Consider the following 18183-nt stretch of genomic DNA (forward strand, 5'->3'; position numbering starts at 1 on the left):
CGCGACGCCGGAGAAATCGCAAACCGCTTGGGCTCAGCCCGCATCAGGCGCCGCGACCGGCGGCGCGGCCTGCCGGCGGAACAGGATCCGCTGGTAGAGCCAGCCGATCGCCACCAGCACCAGGCCCAGGCACATGAACGACAGCGCGCGGTAGGCGCCGGTCAGCGTCGACATGTCGATCACGAAGGCTTTGAGGATAGTCAGCGCGATTACGGCGGCGGAAGCCAGCCGGGCGCGCTGCGAGTTGAAGAGTATCCCGATGCCGAGCAGCACCACGCCAAACGCCAGCCAGGCAATCGAATAGGTATATTGCTCGGCGCCCGTGGTCGGACCGCTTGTCAGCACCGGACCGTGATAGAGCCGGCGGATTTCAAACGTGACATAGGTCAGCGCCAGGACCAGCGCGCCGGCAGCGATGGTGTTGGCATAGCCGGCCGGGCGCCGGCCGGCCACCGCATAGGACAACAGCAGCGCCAGCACCGCGGGCAGGGCATAGGCGAGCAGCAGCAGGTTGATGAAGGCGCCGCCGACATCGGTCGGCCACAAGATCGGCGTCTCCAGCAGCATCAGCCCGAACACCGTGGCAAGCCCGGCATAGATTGTGAGCAGCACCGCGCCGGCATTGTGGACGATGCTTTGGGTGCGGATTCGCAACCGCTCCAGGCCGATCGCCATCGCCAGCGCGACGCAGACCTGCAGCGCGAACTCGGTGAGCGAAGTGCTGACCCGGTACATGTCGCCGCCGGTGACGGCATGGCGGATCTCGGCGAACGCCAGCAGCACCGTGAACAGGATCGCCGCCGATTCCACCGTGCGCAGCGGCGCGTCGTCACCGCCGCGGCGGAGCAGGATGCTGCCGGTCCAGAACGACAGCGCCGGAATGCCGTAGCCCCACAACAGCCAGTTGAAGATCGGCGTCGTGCCGACGTCATTGCCGACGATGCGCGGCTCGTAGCCGATGCGCAGCACCACGATGCCGGCCAGGATCGCGGCCAGCGAACGCAGGAACGGGATCGGGCGCTGCATCGAAATCCAGGCGGTGCCTAGCGACATCAGCGCCAGCGCGATGGTGAGCCAGCCTTTTTCCAGGGCAAATGTAAGCGCCAGCGCCAGGGCTGCGAGCGCGCCGGTGGCGAACAGCGCGATCGAGGCCTGCATTCCCGGCCGGTCGTCGCGCTTGGTCAGGATTTCGGTGGCGGCAGCGAACGCTGCGGCGAGGATGACCGCGACAATCGCAAACGGGATCGAGCGGTCGAGATGGGCGATGCGCGCGAAAAGCGCGATCAACAGCGCCAGCGGCGTGAACACCGATGCCGCCGACCAGATCACGGGGATCACCGGGCTCGCTGAACGGCCCTGCGCCAAAAATCCCGCCAGCCCGAATCCGGCGGCGAAGATTGCGGCCGATACCAGGTGCAGCGACACCGATCCGTCCGTGGCGTTCGGGCCGATCCCCGGCAGCGGTCCGCCGGGCAGCACCAGCATGTCCGGATTGCCGCGGATCGCCCATTCGGCAAAGACGATGAAGACAAGGGCTGCCGCGGCGCCGACCGCGCCGGCGGCGGCATCGGTACACCAGGCCACCAGCAGGGTGCCGGCCACCAGCAGCGCAAACACGATCATGGCGGCGTCGGCGTGGAAACTGTTGAGCACGATCAGCGTCGCGCCGAACAGATAGGCTGCGAGCGCGCCGGACGAGATCGGCTCGATCTGGCCTTCGTCCGCCGGCGGACCGAACATGAACCCGCAGACCACCAGCAGGGCGGCGAGGATGAAGCCTGCCAGGACATGGAAGGCATGCGGCGCGACCATCGACGGACCGCATTGCAGGCAGGGGAAGGTCCACAGCAGCGCAAACGCGATGGTGGTGAGCGCAAGCCAGCGCCACAGCCGGATCCGGGCCAGGCCGAAGGCCGCCGCGGTGACGATGGCGAGATAGACGTAGAGCGCCCAGAAGTCCGGCTTGCCGGAGGAGACCAGGATGGGCGTCACGAAGGCGGCGGCGATGCCGAGGCCGGCGAGCGCCGGCCCGTGCAGCAGTGCTGCGGCGAGCGTGCCCAGCGCCACCATCCCGAGCAGGATGAAGGCGGTTGCGGGCGCCAGGAAATCGTACAGCGCGTAGGCCGCGGAGACGGTGGCAAAGGCCACCGCCGTTCCCGCGGCGGTGAGGATGGCCGGGATATTGGCGATCGGCAGCGCTTCGATCGCCGAGATGTCCTCCTTGCGGCGGGTCCATTCGCCGGCGGCGAGCAGCGCCAGCGCAAACAGGCCGCCGAGAATGGTGCGCACGCCAGGGCCGAGCAGGCCGGCGTCGATCGAATAACGGACCATGAAGAATCCGCCGAGCGCCAGCGTCAAGCCGCCGATCCACACCACCCAGCGGGTGCCGAGGGTTTCCTCGAAGCCGCGGTCGGGTTGCGGCGGCGGGGGCGGCGTTGCCGGCGCGCTGGGGGCGGTGTCGATCGCGTCGGCCGGTGCCGCCGCAGCGGGGGCGATGGATTCTACGTCCGGAGCCAGCGGCGGCGGCTCTGGCGCGATGCTGGGCGCTGTGGGCTGCGGGGTCTGCTCAAACGCTGGAGTCGGCAGCGGCGGCGGAGAGGCCCTTGGCGCGGTCGCCGGCGCAGCCTCGATCGCTTCCAGCCGGGCGCGCAGCGCCGTCACCTGGTTCATGGCCTTGCGGGCGAAAATGAACGCGGCCAGCGCGATCACGAGCGAGAAGAATTCGAACATCAGGCCTCCGGGCGGGCGCGTCGGATCGTTAACCGATCCGTTTCACGGCCCGTCGCAATCCAGTGAGTGCAGGTCTGGCGGCTAAAAGTTCAATGCGGCCGCGAGGTATTTGCGCGGGATTACTCGAGATCGACCTGGAACGGCCGGCCCTCGACGATCATGCTGCCCGGCCCCATCTCGTCCAGCGCGCGCAGCATCCGCCCGTCGCGTCCCAGCGCCTTGTCGGCGAGGCTGACGATCAGCCGGTTGGGTGCGGCGATCGGGGAGGCCGCGCGGATCTGGCGCGCAATCGCCATCTCGTCGCGATGCGGATTGAGCATGCAGGCGGCGGCGAAGGCGCTGGCGGTCGAGCGGCTGATGCCGGCATAGCAGTGCACCACCATCGGCGCGCTGCGGTCCCAGCCGCGGACGAAGTTCAGCACTTTCTCGATGTGCTCTTCCGATGGCGCCAGAAACCCATCCATCTGTTCGGTGATGTCGTCGACCTGCACTTTCAGATGATTGGCCGCGAGAATCGAGGCCGGCCGCTGCACCTGATCGACATTGGCCATCACGGTGAGAACATGGCTGGCGCCGGTGGCCTTGACGGTCTCGGGAAGGGCTGCGAGCGAACAGACGTGAAGCATGATGATTCCTGCGTCCTCTGGAAACGCGATTATAGGCCCGCGCGCAGGGTGGTGAAAGCAGGTTCGGGCGCAGCGTTCAACCGTGCAATAGCTTGAATCGCGTCAAAAACCGCTTCTCGGCCTTCGCAGCGGTCCACGGCGTCATGTAATCGCGCTCGGTGGCGGCCGGCAGGCCGGGATCGCGGCCGAACAGGCGTTTGGCCTCAGCTTCCGCAAAGCCCGCCAGATGCGTCGCCTCGAGATAGGCCGCCCCGCGGTCGGCGGCCTTGATCTTCTGCGTGATCTCATCTGATAGCACCGGCGGCAGCCCGAACCGGATGTGGATCGCCGCAAGCAGCCGCTTTTCCACCACCTTGTAGTCGCCGCCGAGCACCGCCTTGAACGGCGAGATCATGTCGCCGATGACATATTCGGGCGCGTCGTGCAGCAGCGCCGCGATCCGGAATTTCATGTCGACGCGCGGCATCTGCTCGCGCATCACGGCCTCGACCAGCAGCGTGTGCTGCGCCACCGAGAAGATATGCGCGCCGCTGGTTTGCCCGTTCCAGCGCGCGACGCGCGCGAGACCATGGGCGATATCGGCGATTTCGATATCGAGCGGCGAGGGATCGAGCAGATCGAGCCGCCGCCCCGACAGCATCCGCTGCCAGACGCGGGTCGAGACATCGGAGGCGGACGATTTCCGGGCCGTCATTTGGTCTTGAGGCGGGGGCTGCGATGGGTGCCGCTGCAGGTTTCGTGGCAGAAGCAGGTGACCAGATGGTCGTTGACCATGCCGGTGGCCTGCATGAAGGCATAGACGATGGTGGGGCCGACGAATTTGAAGCCGCGCGCGCCGAGTTCCTTGGACAGCTTGATCGAAAGCGGCGTCGACGCCGGCACGCTGGCAGTAGTCTTGAAGCTGTTGACCTTCGGCTTGCCGTCGACAAAGTCCCACAGGAATTTCGAAAAGCCGGCGCCCTCTTCCATGATCTTCAGATAGGACTTTGCGCTTGCGACCGCGCCTTCGATCTTGGCGCGGTTGCGGACGATGCCGGCATCGTTCATCAGCGCCTCGACTTTTTTCGCATTGTAGCGCGCGATCTTCTCCGGTTGAAAATCGTCGAACGCTTTGCGAAAGTTCTCGCGCTTGCGCAGGATCGTGATCCACGACAGCCCGGCCTGGAAACCGTCCAGAATCAGTTTTTCATACAGCGCGCGGTCGTCATATTCCGGCACGCCCCATTCGGTGTCGTGATAGGCCATGTAAAACGGATCTTCGCCCGGCCACGGGCATCGCATCTTGCCATCGGCATGCAGGCGCGCGGACCTGGTCATGCGACGGTCTGCTTCGGTGGGGTGCGAACGTCGTCCGGATCGGCCAGACGGATGCCGAGGCCGCCCGCGGTCAGCGCCAGGCCGGCCTCCAGCGCATCGGCGACGCGATCGGTGCGGATCAGCGCCAGACCGTTGCCGCCGGCGGTCGAACCCATGGTGCCGACCGCCTTGTCGCCGGCAAGGATTGTCGCGCCCGGTTCCGGCGACAGATCTTCCAGCACCACCCGCACGGTTCGCGTGCGTGCGGTCCCGCGATGCTGCATCCGCGACACCACTTCCTGTCCGACATAGCAGCCCTTGTCGAAATCGACGCCGTGCAGGCGATCCATATTGGTCTCGTGCGGAAACGCGTCGCCATACATGAAATCGAGGCCGCCGCGCGGGGCGCCAGATGCGATGCGATGGGCCTCATAGTCGGCGCTGTCGACGAGTTCGGCGCCGATCAAATCGGCAACCTTCTGCTTGAGTTCTTCGGGCACGAGGATGCGCCAGCCGAGCGCGTCGTTGCGCGGATCTGCAAATGCAAGATCGGGCTTCATCGCGGGTTCGCCGCGCCAGACCGCCAGCACGCCGAGGCTGTCGGTGAGATTCTCGACCGCGACCTTGGCGCGCAGCTTGTAGAAGCCGAGCTTGGCTGCAAGTCCCGGCGCCAGCGCGCGCGGGGCATCGATCAGAAAGCCGCCGCCATGGCCGGCCGGGGCCTCGGTGATCAGGAAATCGGTGATGATCTTGCCCTGCGGCGTCAGCAATGCGCCGAACCGGCCAAGGCCGGGGCGAAGCAGCGTCACATCGGTCGTAACGAGGCCGTTGAGGAAGTTGCGGGCATCCTCGCCGCTGACCTTGACCACGCCTCGGTCTGGAAGAAACGCTGCTTTCATTCGCTGAAATGGCCCTTTTTCGACGTTCTTTTTTGAAGTTCCTGGGGAAACACCGGTCGCGGATATCACACGGGAACGTAAGGCGCTAAGGTGCCGTCAACAAGGCCCGCGCGACCACTCAAAAGCGGGCGTCGAGGACCGATGAATCAGCGATTTGATACCATTCTAAAATCCGGCACCGTGGTCAATCAGGACGGTGAGGGCATCCGCGACATTGGCGTCACCAATGGCCGGATCGCCGCGATCGGCGGTTTGGGGCAGGCCTCGGCGGGCGAGGTGATCGACTGCAAGGGGCTGCATATCCTGCCCGGCGTGATGGACACGCAGGTGCATTTCCGCGAGCCGGGCCAGACCCACAAGGAAGACCTCGAAACGGGGTCGCTTAGCGCTGTCATGGGTGGGGTTACCGCGGTGTTCGAAATGCCGAACACCGATCCGCTCACCATCACCGAAGCGACATTCACCGACAAGGTGAAGCGCGGCCGTCACCGCATGCATTGCGATTTTGCGTTCTTCATCGGAGGCACCCGCGAGAACGTGCAGGACTTGCCGGAACTGGAGCGCGCGCCGGGCTGCGCCGGCGTAAAAGTGTTCATCGGCTCCTCCACCGGCGCGCTGTTGGTCGAGGACGACGAAAGCCTGCGGCGGATTTTTGGGGTGATCCGGCGCCGCGCCGCATTCCACGCCGAGGACGAATACCGCCTCAATGATCGGAAGCCGCTGCGCGTCGAGGGCGATCCGCGCTCGCATCCGGTCTGGCGCGACGAAACCGCGGCGCTGATGGCGACCCAGCGGCTGGTGAAGCTCGCGCACGAGACCGGAAAACGCATTCACGTGCTGCATATCTCGACCAAGCAGGAGATCGAGTTCTTGCGCGACCACAAGGACGTCGCGTCCTGCGAGGCGACGCCGCATCACCTGACGCTGGTTGCGCCCGAATGCTACGAGCGGCTAGGCACCCGCGCGCAGATGAATCCGCCGGTGCGCTCGGCCGATCATCGCGACGGCATCTGGTACGGCATCGAGCAGGGCATCATCGACGTGCTCGGCTCCGACCACGCCCCACATACGCTGGAGGAAAAGGCGAAGACCTATCCGGCCTCGCCCTCGGGCATGACCGGCGTGCAGACGCTGGTTCCGCTGATGCTCGATCACGTCAATGCCGGGCGGTTGTCGCTGGCACGCTTCGTCGATCTCACCAGCGCAGGTCCGGCGCGGCTGTATGACATCGCCCGCAAAGGCCGGATCGCGGCGGGCTATGACGCCGACTTCACGGTCGTCGATCTCAAGCGCAGCGAGACCATCACCAACAAATGGGTGACCTCGCGCGCCGGCTGGACGCCCTATGACGGCGTGCGCGTGACCGGTTGGCCGGTCGGCACGTTCGTGCGCGGCAGACGGGTGATGTGGCAGGGCGAGGTGGCGACGCCGTCGACGGGCGAGCCGGTGCGGTTTCTGGAGACGCTGAAGGTGTAATTCACAACTGTCGTCGCCCGCGAAAGCGGGCGATCCAGTATTCCAGAGACGTCAGCGAGTAATTCAGAAGCCGCGGCGTACTGGATTGCCCGCATTCGCGGGCAATGACGACCAGAGGCGGAGCAAGTCCTACTGCTTCGCCAGCGCCAGCGAAAACTCGCCGTTGCGCACGCGCGCCGGAAGGCCCTCGACGAATTTCGCGACCGCGTCTTCGCCGTAGGTGGAGACCAGTTCGGCCAGGGCAGTGAACAGGCTGGCCTGCGCCAGGCAATCGCCGTCGACGCCATCGTGCCGCGCTTCGGCCCAGGCCTCGTTGAGATAGCCGAGCGCAGCCTGCTTCTGTTCGTGATCCGGCAGCGGGTCGCGGTGAATCGAAAAGGACGCTGGATGGCTCATGAAACTCAACGAAATTTGCACGCGATCCAGGGCGGAGCGCATCTGATGGCCGAGGTGTAGCATGCGCCGCGGGACCGGCTAGACTACATCTTTAGGAAAGGTTAACGCGGCTGTCCGCATTTGCATTTGAAACAGGGTTCCGCCGGTCAGCCGGAGCGCCCCGTAATATGGTCGAGCACGGCGCGTGGGCTGGCGCAGACATGGCGGGCGCCGGCCTCGATCAGCTCTTCGCGGCTGCCGTAGCCGTAGAGCACGCCGAGTGCGTCCATGCCGTTGTTTTTCGCGCCGATGATGTCGTGGCTGCGGTCGCCGATCATCAGCGCCCGCGACGCCTCCACGGCTGCCTTGTCGAGGGAGTAGGCCAGGAGATCGCTCTTGTGGACTCGTGTGCCGTCCAGTTCGGCGCCAAACACCTGCTCGAAATAGCTGCCGAGGCCGAAGTGCTCGATGATGCGCTCGGCAAACACTCTGGCCTTGCTGGTGGCGACGAACAGCCGGCCATGCGACTGCTTCAGCGCGCCCAGGATGTGTTCGATATCGGGATAGACGGCGTTCTCGTACAGGCCGACATCGCCGAAGCGTTCGCGGTAGAGCGTCACGGCCAGGTCGGTCCGGCTGTCGCCGCCCAGTAACGTGACGAAGCTATCGCGCAGCGGCGGGCCGATGCACCAGGTCAGTTCGTCCTGCGACGGCACCGGCTGATCGAGTTTTTGCAGCGCATACTGGATCGACCTGGTGATGCCGGGTTTCGGATCCGTCAGCGTGCCGTCGAGATCGAAGAAGATCGCGTCCATGGTGGATCAAATACCGGTGTTACGGCCCATCCTTCGAGACGGCCCCCTCAGGATGAGGTTGAATTTGCTGCAACATAACCGCCCTCATGCTGAGGCGCGAGCTAAGCGAGCGTCTCGAAGCATGGGCAACAGGCGACCACTCATCGTCAATCCTAATTCGCGTAACGCGCGGTCAGGTCGCGCGAGATCTTGGAGCCTTCTTCGATATAGCGGCGGATCGCCACCGTGGCCGCCGGGGTGCAGGTGCGGTAAGTCTGCTGAAACCCGTTATAGCCGCGGTTGAAGCCTGCGATCATGCGTGCGCGGCGGTCGCCGGAGGGGGTTTCGGCATCGATCAGCGCCTGCATTTCGTTGCGCCATTTCGGACCTTCATTGGTGCCGCAGATGCCCCGCAGATAATGCAGCGTGCCGAGGATCTCGGCCAGCCGCTGCAGGTCGCCGTCGAACGGCGCCGCCGCATCCTGGGCCCGCGCGGGGCCGAGATGGCAGGCCGGGACGATGATGAGAATGGCCAGCAAATAGGCCGAAAATTTCTTGGACATGAGGGGTTCCGAACCCGCGTGGTATGCCTCCTCAGGGGGCTGGAAGCAAGGCGCGCGAGACTGGGCAATCGGGCCCTAAATCAGCCGCCGGGCGGCGGCAATGACCTCCTGGAGGCCGCCGGTGACCTGGAGATCGCCGATTGCATCGGGCTCGAGCCATTTGAAGTCGTCATGTTCGTCGTTCAGGACCGGCTCCTTGGCCCTCCAGCGGGCCGCGAACGACATGATCAGATAGTGCCCGCCGCCGCCGGTTCCCGGCAGTACTTCGCGCCAGCCGGCAAGGTCGACAATCTCGATTTTCAGTCCGGTTTCCTCATCGACCTCGCGGTGCAGGGCGGTATGCAGCGATTCGCCGAATTCGACCCGTCCGCCGGGGAACGAATAGAAGCCTTTGCCCGGCGAACGGGCGCGGCGCACCAGCAGCACCTTGCCATCGCGAAAGATCGCGCCGCTGACGGCGAGCTGGGGACGGGACGGTTGCAGGGGGGCGACCAAGGTACGATCCGGAAAGGTGGAACCGGTTTTTCGGACCCGATCATGCCTCATCGACACGCGCAGGTCTAATTCGGCGCCATCGCCGTCGGCGATCAGTTACTCGCCATGATGGTTTCGACGTCGGCATCGGTGCCGCCATTGATGATGCCGCCGGCCAGCGTCACCAGCGGCTTGACCCAGATCGTGGCCTGCTCGGCCAGCGTTGCGCGGGTCTTGTCCTGGCGGACTTCGCGCATCGCCTGGCCCACCGCGGTCAGGATCGAGGTCATGGTCGAGGTGATGTTGTCGAACTCGGCGCGAATCCTGGTGTCGGCCAATTCGTAGGCCTCGATCGCAAGGTCGCGGGCCTTGAAATTGGATAGCATGAAATGCTCGGCATAGGACAGCGGGTACCAGGCCAGGAAGTCTTCCGAGCACTCAGGAATGTCCGGAACCATCTCCAGCAGCATGATGGCTTCGTTGAAATGATTCAGATAATCGGTGGCGAGCCCGGTGCGGGGGTTGATGTTGGCGGCGCGCAGCTTCGCCGTCCAGGCCTCCGCGTCGGTGCCGGTCGGTCGCGGTGTCGAGCGATCGGATCGCGCGCATGTGGAGGAAGCTGTCGAACTCATCGATTCCAGTGTTAACACCTGACGTTAACAGCAACTAAACGGCTACTATCTTTGGTCAGATAATGTGCGGACGTTTCGTAATCACCTCGCCGCCGGCGGCACTTAGGCAGATTTTCGGCTATGCCGAGCAGCCCAATTTCCCGCCGCGGCACAATATTGCGCCAACCCAGCCGATCCCGGTCGTCATCCTCGAAAATGGCGGCCGGCGTTTCCGGCTGATGCGCTGGGGCCTGCTGCCGGCCTGGGTCAAGGACCCCCGCAAATTCAGCCTGCTGATCAACGCGCGTTCGGAGACGGTGCAGGACAAGCCGGCGTTCAAGAACGCCATCAAGCGCCGGCGGGTCCTGGTTCCGGCCGACGGCTATTACGAATGGCAGGATAGCGCCGGCCGCAAACGGCCATTCTTCATCCACCGCCGCGACGGCCAGCCGGTCGGCTTTGCGGCGCTGGCGGAAACCTGGATGGGGCCGAACGGCGAGGAGATCGACAGCGTCGCCATCGTCACCGCGCCGGCCAGCCGCGATCTGACCGTGCTGCATCACCGCGTGCCCGTGACCATTGCGCCCGATGATTTCGAGCGCTGGCTCGATGGCCGGGCCAACGACGCCGAAGCCGTCATGGCGCTGTTGACCGGGCCGGCCGAAGGCGAATTTGGCTGGCATGAGGTCTCGACCCGGGTCAATCGCGTCGCCAATGACGACGCGCAATTGGTCCTGCCGATCAGCGACGAGGAGAGGGCGGCGGAACAACCGAAGCCGGCGAAGAAGACCGCGGCGCGCAAAGCTGCGCTGGCAGCGTCCGAGGATGACGGGCAGGGGTCGCTGTTTTGAGTCCACCCTGCGATGCTCACCTGAAAATATGCAGCGCCGCGTGTTGCAACAGCATGATGGTCTTGGCGTCGACGATGCGGCCGTCGGCGATCATGGCGAGCGCCTGGTCGATCGGCAATTCCAGCACCTCGATGTCCTCGCCTTCGTCTGCGAGGCCGCCGCCGCTGCCGATCCGCATCGAAGGATCATACTCGGCGACGAAGAAGTGCAGTTTCTCGGTCACCGAGCCCGGACTGGTGAAGGCCTCGAAGATCTTCTTGATATCGCCGAGCCGGTACCCGGTTTCCTCCTCCGCCTCGGCGCGGATCCTCACCTCGGGCGCTTCGCCGTCCAGTACGCCCGCGGCGGCCTCGATCAGCAGATCGTCGTAGCCGTTGACGTAGGCCGGGTAGCGGAACTGGCGCACCAGCACCACGGTGCGCTGAGCGAGGTTATAGGGCAGTACGGTAGCGCAGTTGCCGCGGTCATAGGTTTCGCGGTCTTGCGTCTGCCACTCGCCATTGCCGCGGTGGTATTCGAACGTGGTCTTCTTAAGCACATAATAATCGTCGGAGAGGATCTGCACGTTCTTGACGCGGACGCGTTCGGAGATGGTCATGCCTGCCTGCTCAATCGCTGCGACTATGGCGTGGGCTCGCGGCCATCGAGCCATTTGGCGAAGGTCACGGTTTCCTGGTTGTAATAGCCGATCGACTGGTAGAATGCGTGGACCTTGGTATTTTCCTTGCGAACCATCAGTTGAAGTTTGGCGATGCCGCGGGCACGCAGCCACTCTTCGGCGGCATTCATGATGGCGCGGCCAAAGCCTGCATAGCGGCACTCCGGATCGACGGTGACGTAGTAGACCCAGCCGCGATGGCCGTCATGGCCGACCAGCACGGAGGCGACCAGCGCGCCGTCATGGCGGCCCAGCAGTACCGTCGAGTTGGTTCCCTGGCGCGCCAGCGCGATGTCGCTTGCCGGATCGTTCCATGGCCGCGTCGAACCGCAACGCTGCCACAGCGCAATCACCTCGGGGATTTCGGCATCTTCGATCGCCGTGATGCTCAGGACTTGAGCGGCCGCAGAATTATTCACAGCACTTTTCCGGGGTTCATGATCCCGAGCGGATCGAGCATCGCCTTGATGCCGCGCATCAGTTCGATCGCGACCTTGTCCTTGACCTCGGGCAATTCGTCGCGCTTGAGCACGCCGATGCCGTGCTCGGCGGAGATCGACCCGCCCATCCGCAGCACGATCGCGAACACGACCTCGTTGACCTCGTGCCAGCGTGCCAGAAAGTCGGCGGCGTTGCCGCCGACCGGCTGACTGACATTGTAGTGGATATTGCCGTCGCCGAGATGGCCGAACGGCACCGGCCGCGAACCCGGGATCAGCTTCACCACGGCCGCATTGGCCGCTTCGATGAAATCGGGCACGGCTGCGACCGGCACGGAGATGTCGTGCTTGATCGAGCCGCCTTCCGGCTTCTGCGCCGCGGACATCTCGTCGCGCAGTTTCCAGAACGCCGCGCGCTGGGTCAAATTCGCCGCGATCACGGCATCGTCGACAATGCCGTCTTCCATGCCTTTCGCCAGGATCGATTCCAGCGCATCGCGGGCATCGTCGCGCGAGGACGACAATTCCATCAACACATACCAGGGGTGCTTGCCGGTCAGCGGATCGCGGATGTCGATGCCGTGACGGATCGAGAAATCCACCGCGATGTCGGCCAGCAATTCGAAACTGGTGAGGCTGCCGGCGGCCTCGTTCTGCGCGATCGACAGCAGCTTGAGCGCCTGCGCCGGCGATTTGAGGCCGACATAGGCGGTCTCGATCGCGCGCGGCTTTGGAAATAGTTTTAGCGTCGCCGCGGTGATGATGCCGAGCGTGCCTTCGGCGCCGATGAAGAGATTGCGCAGATCGTAGCCGGTGTTGTCCTTTTTCAGCTTCGACAGCGCGTTCAGGATCCGCCCGTCCGCCAGCACCACTTCGAGCCCGAGCGCCATCTCGCGCGCCACGCCATAGGCCAGTGCCGCCGTGCCGCCGGCATTGGTGGAGAGATTGCCGCCGATGGTGCAGCTTCCCTCGGCGCCGAGCGAGAGCGGAAACAGCCGGTCGACCGCACTGGCGCGCTGTTGGGCAACCTGCAGCACCACCCCGGCCTCGCAGGTCATGGTGTTGGAGGCGGCGTCAACCTCGCGGATTTTGTCCAGCCGCCGCATCGAGATTACGACCTCGCCATTATGCGGGGTCTGTCCGCCGACGAGCCCGGTGTTGCCGCCCTGCGGCACCAGCGCGATGCGGTGTTCTGACGCCAGCTTGCAGATCGCGGAGACTTCCGCGGTCGAGCCCGGGCGCAACACCAAAGGCGAGCGGCCGTGGAACAGATCGCGCTCCTCGGTGACGTAAGGCGCGATGTCGGCCGCATCCGTGACCGCATATTTGTCGCCGACGATGGCGCGGAATTTCGCGATCAGTTCGGGTGCAAGCGGCGGCACGGCGGCTTGAACGATATTCATTCGCTTCTCTTTCATTTCCGCCCCACGGCTGCGCGGCGCAGCCGGTCGTTGATGGCCTCGCCCAATCCATCGTCCGGAATGGGCATCACCGCGATCGTGCGTGCGCCCCGGGTGTCGAGGGCGCGAAGATAGCCGAACAGATTGGCCGCGGCCTCGGCAAGATCGCCGCGGGCGGACAGATTCATCACGGCGGATGCGGCGTCAATTCCCGAAACCGGATGGGAGCCAAACGCCAGCAGCGCCTCGCCGGGCTCGATCCGCATTGCTCCCAGCCGCACGGTGGCGCGCGGCGCGTAATGCGACGCCAGCATGCCCGGCGCCAAGGGTTGCCCGCTGTCGCTGTCGGCATCCACCGGCGGTTGAACCAGCGCGCGGCCGAGCACGCGTTCGATCTCTGCGCGCGGCAGGCCGCCGGGGCGCAGCAGCATCGGGGCCTCGAAACATCCGACAATGGTTGATTCGACGCCGACCGCGACCGCGCCGCCATCGACGATCAGGTCGATCCGGCCGTTGAGGTCGCTTTGCACATGGGCGGCCGTGGTCGGCGAGACGTGGCCCGACAGGTTCGCGGACGGCGCCACCACCGGGCGGCCGAACAGCCGCAGGATTTCTCGGGCCACCGGATGCGCCGGTATCCGGATCGCGACGGTGTCGAGGCCGGCGGTGGCGAGATCGGCCACCGCGCAATCGGCTGTTTTGGGCAAAACCAGCGTCAACGGGCCCGGCCAGAACGCTTCCGCAAGCGCCAGCGCTTTGGCGTCAAAAAGCCCGATTTGCCGCGCGGCGCCGAGGTCGCCGACATGGGCGATCAGCGGATTGAAGGCCGGCCGGCCTTTGGCTTGGTACAAACGGGCGATCGCGGCGGCATTGGTGGCGTCGGCGCCGAGGCCGTAGACGGTCTCGGTCGGGAACGCAACCAGGGCGCCATCGGCAAGCGCGCGCGCCGCGGCGGCGGTCGCGGCCGCGCCGGCAGGCAAAATCAGCGTTTTCAGGCCCACATTCACTGGGATTAACTTCCTTAATTCGGCGGCTTGCGGTCGCCGACACCCACGGCTATAAGCCGCGTTCTTAGTCGGAGTGTGGCTCAGCCCGGTAGAGCACTGCGTTCGGGACGCAGGGGTCGCAGGTTCAAATCCTGCCACTCCGACCAAGTAATCAATGGCTTGGGCCACGCTCTCGCGGCCCGTTATTGACCAAAAATCTCGATTTTGCACGCAAAATGCACGCAGCATTTTCACGGCGCGCACGAGGCTCTTCATCACGCGTCCGATGGTGCACCCGTCAGGGGCATGTTGAGCATTTCGTTCATCGCGACTTCTTCCAACCGGGCTTGACGACGCCTGGCTTCTCCAGATCCCACTTTTTGGTGTGTTGTTGATCTCACGAACATTTCGACCGCCGCTAACCTTGTGAGGACGGCGTACAGCAGCATCAAGCCCGTTAAGATCTGGATGCGAGGAGGACGATGCGCAGTCGAAACGGAGTGAGTGGCGAATTCGCTCCGAATGCGACGAATAAGTAGCAAGGCTTCTTGGAATGAAATGTGCGCCGAGAAGCGTGATCTCACCCGGCAGTCTGGAAATTTGTGATCCCGATTTTTGCCGGGCCGCAACTCTTGCAAAGAGCCGTTATCGAACGTCAGCTTGTGAAAAATGAGGCCCCCTAATCGTGGACCGCATGTCTTCCGGGCACCAGCGTCTCCTGACCGCTGAAGAGCGGCGCAGATGGCTGTCGCTGGGTGTGAGCAGCTAGGTGCTGTGCGGGGCACGACCCCGGCAGACCTATCCTCGCAATAACACCTATTCCTGCACGGAATACCCTGCCGGCTCCCGCGCCGAGCGCAAACTTGTCGACTGCACGTCATCGTCCTATGCTGTACTCTGTCGTTCCCGATGCGATCTCGGTTCGTGGTCGGGGTGCTGCCGCGGATGAGTGGGAGCCGTTGACAGCCTGCTCGCCCGGATTAAGCATCGCGCGGGAGAAGGCGCGCGGGTTCGGTGCGAAGAAGCATCGGCTTCCCTCATCAAAGTTCCGCGTCGCAGAGAATCCGCTATGCCTCTCCAAGAGCGCGGAACACTTGAATGAATGGTCGTCGTGATTTCCAGGCCAAGGACGCCCTTTCCTTTGGCCCGTTCAGTCTGTTGGTGGCCGGCAGGCTGCTCAAAAGGGCTGATGAGCCGATACCGCTAGGCGGACGCGCGCTCGATGTTCTGATCACGCTGACGGAGCGGGCTGGCGAGGTCGTCAGTTACAGGGAACTGATCTCGATTGCGTGGCCAAATGTAACGGTGGATGAGGCCAATCTCCGCGTTCAGATTGCCACCCTGCGGAAAGCCCTGGGTGACGGAGAGGGCGGCGCCCGTTACATATCGAACGTTGCCGGTCGCGGTTATTGTTTTGTCGCGCCTGTCACACGCCCGATAGGGCGGCCGATTGCGGCCGAAGGAAACGCTGACGGCGAGCGACCCAGGAAGCTGCCGCCGCGATTGGCACGGATGGTCGGTCGAGATGAAGCCGTTCGGGCCGTATCAGAGCAGCTCACCATGGGCCGCTTCGTGAGCATCGTCGGCCCAGGAGGAATTGGCAAGACGACCGTCGCCGTCTCTGTTGCGCATGCGTTATTGAACGGTTTCAGCGGCGCGGTCTCCTTTGTCGATCTTGGCGCGCTGACCAATCCCCAGCTCGTCCCAACGGCGGTCGCCTCGGCGCTCGGGTTCATGGTTCAGGCCAGCGACCCGTTCGGCAGCCTTGTGGCGTTTCTCGGCGACAAGAAGATCCTCCTCATTCTCGACAATTGTGAGCACGTGATTGAATCGGCATCGGTGTTGGCCGAACGGGTCGTCAGTGAGGCACCACAAGCGCATATCCTGGCGACCAGTCGCGAAGCGCTCCGTGTCGAAGGTGAACGCGTCCACTTATTGTATTCACTTGATTGTCCGCCCGCGGATGCCGACCTGACTGCCGCGGAAGCACTGAAATATCCTGCTGCCCAGCTATTCATGGAGCGGGCGACCGCTAGCGGCTATAGCGCATCGTTGAGCGATATCGATGCGCCGATCGTCGCCACGATCTGCCGCCGACTTGATGGAATCGCGCTAGCCATCGAGCTTGCCGCGAGTCGCACCGGGTCTCTCGGGATTCATGGAATTGCGGAGCTGCTCGACAATCGCTTCAGCTTGCTCTGGCACGGCCGCCGAACCGCGCTGCCCCGCCACCAGACCCTGAATGCGATGCTCGATTGGAGTTACAGCCTGCTTTCGGAGTGCGAAAGGGTTGTTCTTAGCAGACTCTCGGTCTTCGTAGGGGATTTCACGCTTGAGGCCGCCTGCTATCTTGCATCCGAGACGGAGATAGACCGGGCGAGTACTACAGAGACACTCGAAAGCTTGCTTGCGAAATCGCTGATATCGTCTATCCCAGTACACGGTCCCACATATTATCGGTTGCTCGACACGACGCGCGCCTATGCCGGAGCAAAGCTCGCCGAGCGGGGTGAAGCGAATCGCGTCGCCCGGCGGCACGCGAGCTTTTTTTCCAAATTTCTCCAACACGACGAGATCGTTCAATCGAGGTTAGGCGAGCAGGATCTTTCGGGATACACTTCGCACATTGGCAATGTGCGGGCGGCGCTCGAATGGGCATTCTCTGCCGACGGTGATGTCGCGGTTGGCGTGGAACTCGCTACCTGGGCGGCGCCCCTGTTCATCGGATTGTCACTGCTCGAGGAGTGCGACCGGTGGTGCGAACGGGCGCTCGCCTGCCTCGATAACGCAGCCCGTGGCACCAGACAGGAGATGATCCTTCAGGAGGCCCTTGCGTTATCATCGATGTATATAAGCGGAAACGCCGACCGGGTGCGCGCCGCGATCGAGCGCGGACTTGCGCTTGAGGAGGCGTTCGGCGACCCGCGTCACCAACTGCAGCTTCTTTACGGCTCGTATCGGCTTCTCATGCGGCTCGGCGATTTCCGTGCCGCGCTCGCGGCTGCGCAGCAGAGCGCAACGCTCGCGGAGGGCGCCCAAGACCCGGCGGGCCTGGTAGTCGCGGATTTCATGCTCGGCACCTGCTACCATTTTATGGGCGACCAGGCCGCTGCCCAATTTTACGGTGAGCGAGGCATGGCTCGCGCGGCCGAGCCTGGCACGGTCATCCCGAACTTCTTCGGGTTTGATCATCGCATCTACGCTCCCATTAGCCTCGCCCGCACCTTGTGGCTGCGCGGCTTTCCCGACCAGGCGCGCGGTATCGCAAGAAACGCCGTCGACGGAGCGGCGAGCCGAGATAATCCGCTTTCGATATGCGTTGCGCTGACCTACGGTTCGCCCGTCTTTCTTTGGAGCGGCGACTTCCGGACTGCCAGCGACTACGTCGAACGACTCATCGAATATGCGGGACGACACTCGATCGAGCCGTACCGCGCCGCCGGCCTCGGACTGAAGGGAGCCCTTGCCATTGCCCGCGTCGAAGTGGGACCCGGCGTCGACTTGCTACGGAGTGCGCTGGAGACCCTTTCCGCTAGAAAGCTGAATATCTTGCTTACGCTCTTTGCTGGAGCGCTGGCCGAGGGGCTGCACATGAGCGGGCAAGTGGAGGAGGCCCTCCTCACAGTCGATGGCGCAATCGCGCGCGCGACAGATTGCGGATCGACGTACGACATGCCCGAACTTCTGCGGATCAAGGCACAGATTCTTGCGGCGATGCCGCGGCATGGCCGGGCGTCGGCCATTGGTTGCCTGACCGAAGCGATCGAAGTCGCGCGCGTCCAATCAGCGCTCGCCCTGGAGCTGAGGTCGACGATGACCTTGGCGCGTTTGCTCGCCGAAGGCGGACAGCGGGATCAGGCACGTCATGAGCTTGCTCTCGTCCACGACCGCTTCACAGAAGGATTTCAAACCGAAGACCTCAAGCAGGCGCGCGCGCTCCTGGAAGATTTGCAGTCACGATCGTAACTCGTCCCAAGGCGTGCCGATGATGCCCTTGCAGGACG

At 64.2% G+C, this 18183-nt stretch carries 17 protein-coding genes and 1 tRNA gene; 4 read left to right on the forward strand and 14 right to left on the reverse strand.

Translation table 11 applies throughout. The features are described 5' to 3' along the window. Window positions 1-33 precede the first annotated feature (33 nt). From NL528_RS13275 to NL528_RS13295, 5 genes are all read right to left on the reverse strand, one after another. Window positions 34-2730 carry a DUF2339 domain-containing protein gene (locus tag NL528_RS13275; protein ID WP_309183103.1) on the reverse strand — a complete coding sequence of 899 codons (2697 nt, stop codon included), beginning with the start codon at window positions 2728-2730 and terminating at the stop codon, window positions 34-36. Window positions 2731-2849: 119 nt separating this feature from the next. After that, window positions 2850-3356 (reverse strand): protein-tyrosine phosphatase family protein, encoded by a 507-nt coding sequence (locus tag NL528_RS13280; RefSeq protein ID WP_309183104.1) that lies wholly within the window; start codon window positions 3354-3356, stop codon window positions 2850-2852. A 76-nt stretch (window positions 3357-3432) separates the two neighbouring features. Beyond that, complete coding sequence (locus NL528_RS13285; RefSeq protein WP_309183105.1) at window positions 3433-4050, reverse strand: HD family hydrolase; 618 nt, start codon at window positions 4048-4050, stop codon at window positions 3433-3435. Then, a complete protein-coding gene (locus NL528_RS13290; protein ID WP_309183106.1) occupies window positions 4047-4673 on the reverse strand; it encodes a DNA-3-methyladenine glycosylase I in 627 nt (208 codons plus the stop codon). The genes NL528_RS13285 and NL528_RS13290 overlap by 4 nt, the downstream gene beginning before the upstream one ends. Then, on the reverse strand, window positions 4670-5551 hold the full coding sequence (locus NL528_RS13295; RefSeq protein WP_309183107.1) for a folate-binding protein: 882 nt from the start codon (window positions 5549-5551) through the stop codon (window positions 4670-4672). The genes NL528_RS13290 and NL528_RS13295 overlap by 4 nt, the downstream gene beginning before the upstream one ends. A 141-nt stretch (window positions 5552-5692) precedes the next feature. Here NL528_RS13295 and NL528_RS13300 point away from each other — a divergent pair, with 141 nt between their 5' ends. Then, a complete protein-coding gene (locus NL528_RS13300; protein WP_309183108.1) occupies window positions 5693-7027 on the forward strand; it encodes a dihydroorotase in 1335 nt (444 codons plus the stop codon). A 129-nt stretch (window positions 7028-7156) separates the two neighbouring features. Here the strand turns inward: NL528_RS13300 and NL528_RS13305 are convergent, their stop codons facing one another. From NL528_RS13305 to NL528_RS13325, 5 genes are all read right to left on the reverse strand, one after another. Further along, a complete protein-coding gene (locus NL528_RS13305; protein ID WP_309183109.1) occupies window positions 7157-7423 on the reverse strand; it encodes a hypothetical protein in 267 nt (88 codons plus the stop codon). A 146-nt stretch (window positions 7424-7569) separates the two neighbouring features. Then, entirely contained in the window at window positions 7570-8217 is a 648-nt protein-coding gene (locus tag NL528_RS13310) for an HAD family hydrolase (RefSeq protein WP_309183110.1), read from the reverse strand. A gap of 152 nt (window positions 8218-8369) precedes the next feature. Further along, entirely contained in the window at window positions 8370-8759 is a 390-nt protein-coding gene (locus NL528_RS13315; RefSeq protein WP_309183111.1) for a TIGR02301 family protein, read from the reverse strand. Window positions 8760-8834: 75 nt separating this feature from the next. Then, complete coding sequence (locus tag NL528_RS13320) at window positions 8835-9254, reverse strand: NUDIX hydrolase (protein ID WP_309183112.1); 420 nt, start codon at window positions 9252-9254, stop codon at window positions 8835-8837. 92 nt (window positions 9255-9346) lie between these two features. Then, window positions 9347-9865, reverse strand: coding sequence for a hypothetical protein (locus NL528_RS13325; RefSeq protein ID WP_309183113.1), 519 nt, complete (start codon window positions 9863-9865; stop codon window positions 9347-9349). Between the two features lie 62 nt (window positions 9866-9927). Here NL528_RS13325 and NL528_RS13330 point away from each other — a divergent pair, with 62 nt between their 5' ends. After that, the gene (locus NL528_RS13330; RefSeq protein ID WP_309183114.1) at window positions 9928-10695 is read left to right on the forward strand and encodes an SOS response-associated peptidase; all 768 of its coding nucleotides are present in this window, start codon (window positions 9928-9930) and stop codon (window positions 10693-10695) included. Window positions 10696-10711: 16 nt separating this feature from the next. On the opposite strand, the gene NL528_RS13335 is transcribed toward NL528_RS13330, so the two are convergent. Genes NL528_RS13335 through NL528_RS13350 form a run of 4 tightly spaced genes read right to left on the reverse strand, consistent with a single transcriptional unit; the run spans window position 10712 to window position 14200 of the window. Beyond that, window positions 10712-11293 (reverse strand): NUDIX domain-containing protein, encoded by a 582-nt coding sequence (locus tag NL528_RS13335; protein ID WP_309183115.1) that lies wholly within the window; start codon window positions 11291-11293, stop codon window positions 10712-10714. Window positions 11294-11316: 23 nt separating this feature from the next. Further along, window positions 11317-11772, reverse strand: coding sequence for a GNAT family acetyltransferase (locus NL528_RS13340; protein WP_309183116.1), 456 nt, complete (start codon window positions 11770-11772; stop codon window positions 11317-11319). Continuing rightward, window positions 11769-13196, reverse strand: coding sequence for an FAD-binding oxidoreductase (locus tag NL528_RS13345; RefSeq protein ID WP_309183117.1), 1428 nt, complete (start codon window positions 13194-13196; stop codon window positions 11769-11771). The genes NL528_RS13340 and NL528_RS13345 overlap by 4 nt, the downstream gene beginning before the upstream one ends. Before the next feature lie 11 nt (window positions 13197-13207). Beyond that, entirely contained in the window at window positions 13208-14200 is a 993-nt protein-coding gene (locus tag NL528_RS13350) for an L-threonylcarbamoyladenylate synthase (RefSeq protein WP_309183118.1), read from the reverse strand. A gap of 69 nt (window positions 14201-14269) precedes the next feature. Between NL528_RS13350 and NL528_RS13355 the strand changes: the two genes are divergently transcribed. Then, window positions 14270-14346 (forward strand) — tRNA-Pro (locus NL528_RS13355). Between the two features lie 931 nt (window positions 14347-15277). Then, a complete protein-coding gene (locus tag NL528_RS13360) occupies window positions 15278-18145 on the forward strand; it encodes a winged helix-turn-helix domain-containing protein (protein ID WP_309183119.1) in 2868 nt (955 codons plus the stop codon). Window positions 18146-18183: the final 38 nt, after the last annotated feature.

The organism is Bradyrhizobium sp. Ash2021 (assembly GCF_031202265.1).
GTDB lineage: Bacteria > Pseudomonadota > Alphaproteobacteria > Rhizobiales > Xanthobacteraceae > Bradyrhizobium.

Excerpts from the sequence above, each read along its gene's own strand:
- NL528_RS13315 (WP_309183111.1), bottom strand. The coding sequence starts at position 8,759 with ATGTCCAAGAAATTTTCGGCCTATTTGCTGGCCATTCTCATCATCGTC.
- NL528_RS13330 (WP_309183114.1), top strand. The coding sequence starts at position 9,928 with ATGTGCGGACGTTTCGTAATCACCTCGCCGCCGGCGGCACTTAGGCAG.
- NL528_RS13360 (WP_309183119.1), top strand. The coding sequence starts at position 15,278 with ATGAATGGTCGTCGTGATTTCCAGGCCAAGGACGCCCTTTCCTTTGGC.
- NL528_RS13335 (WP_309183115.1), bottom strand. The coding sequence starts at position 11,293 with ATGACCATCTCCGAACGCGTCCGCGTCAAGAACGTGCAGATCCTCTCC.
- NL528_RS13285 (WP_309183105.1), bottom strand. The coding sequence starts at position 4,050 with ATGACGGCCCGGAAATCGTCCGCCTCCGATGTCTCGACCCGCGTCTGG.
- NL528_RS13290 (WP_309183106.1), bottom strand. The coding sequence starts at position 4,673 with ATGACCAGGTCCGCGCGCCTGCATGCCGATGGCAAGATGCGATGCCCG.
- NL528_RS13305 (WP_309183109.1), bottom strand. The coding sequence starts at position 7,423 with ATGAGCCATCCAGCGTCCTTTTCGATTCACCGCGACCCGCTGCCGGAT.
- NL528_RS13275 (WP_309183103.1), bottom strand. The coding sequence starts at position 2,730 with ATGTTCGAATTCTTCTCGCTCGTGATCGCGCTGGCCGCGTTCATTTTC.
- NL528_RS13325 (WP_309183113.1), bottom strand. The coding sequence starts at position 9,865 with ATGAGTTCGACAGCTTCCTCCACATGCGCGCGATCCGATCGCTCGACA.
- NL528_RS13300 (WP_309183108.1), top strand. The coding sequence starts at position 5,693 with ATGAATCAGCGATTTGATACCATTCTAAAATCCGGCACCGTGGTCAAT.
- NL528_RS13345 (WP_309183117.1), bottom strand. The coding sequence starts at position 13,196 with ATGAATATCGTTCAAGCCGCCGTGCCGCCGCTTGCACCCGAACTGATC.
- NL528_RS13310 (WP_309183110.1), bottom strand. The coding sequence starts at position 8,217 with ATGGACGCGATCTTCTTCGATCTCGACGGCACGCTGACGGATCCGAAA.
- NL528_RS13295 (WP_309183107.1), bottom strand. The coding sequence starts at position 5,551 with ATGAAAGCAGCGTTTCTTCCAGACCGAGGCGTGGTCAAGGTCAGCGGC.
- NL528_RS13280 (WP_309183104.1), bottom strand. The coding sequence starts at position 3,356 with ATGCTTCACGTCTGTTCGCTCGCAGCCCTTCCCGAGACCGTCAAGGCC.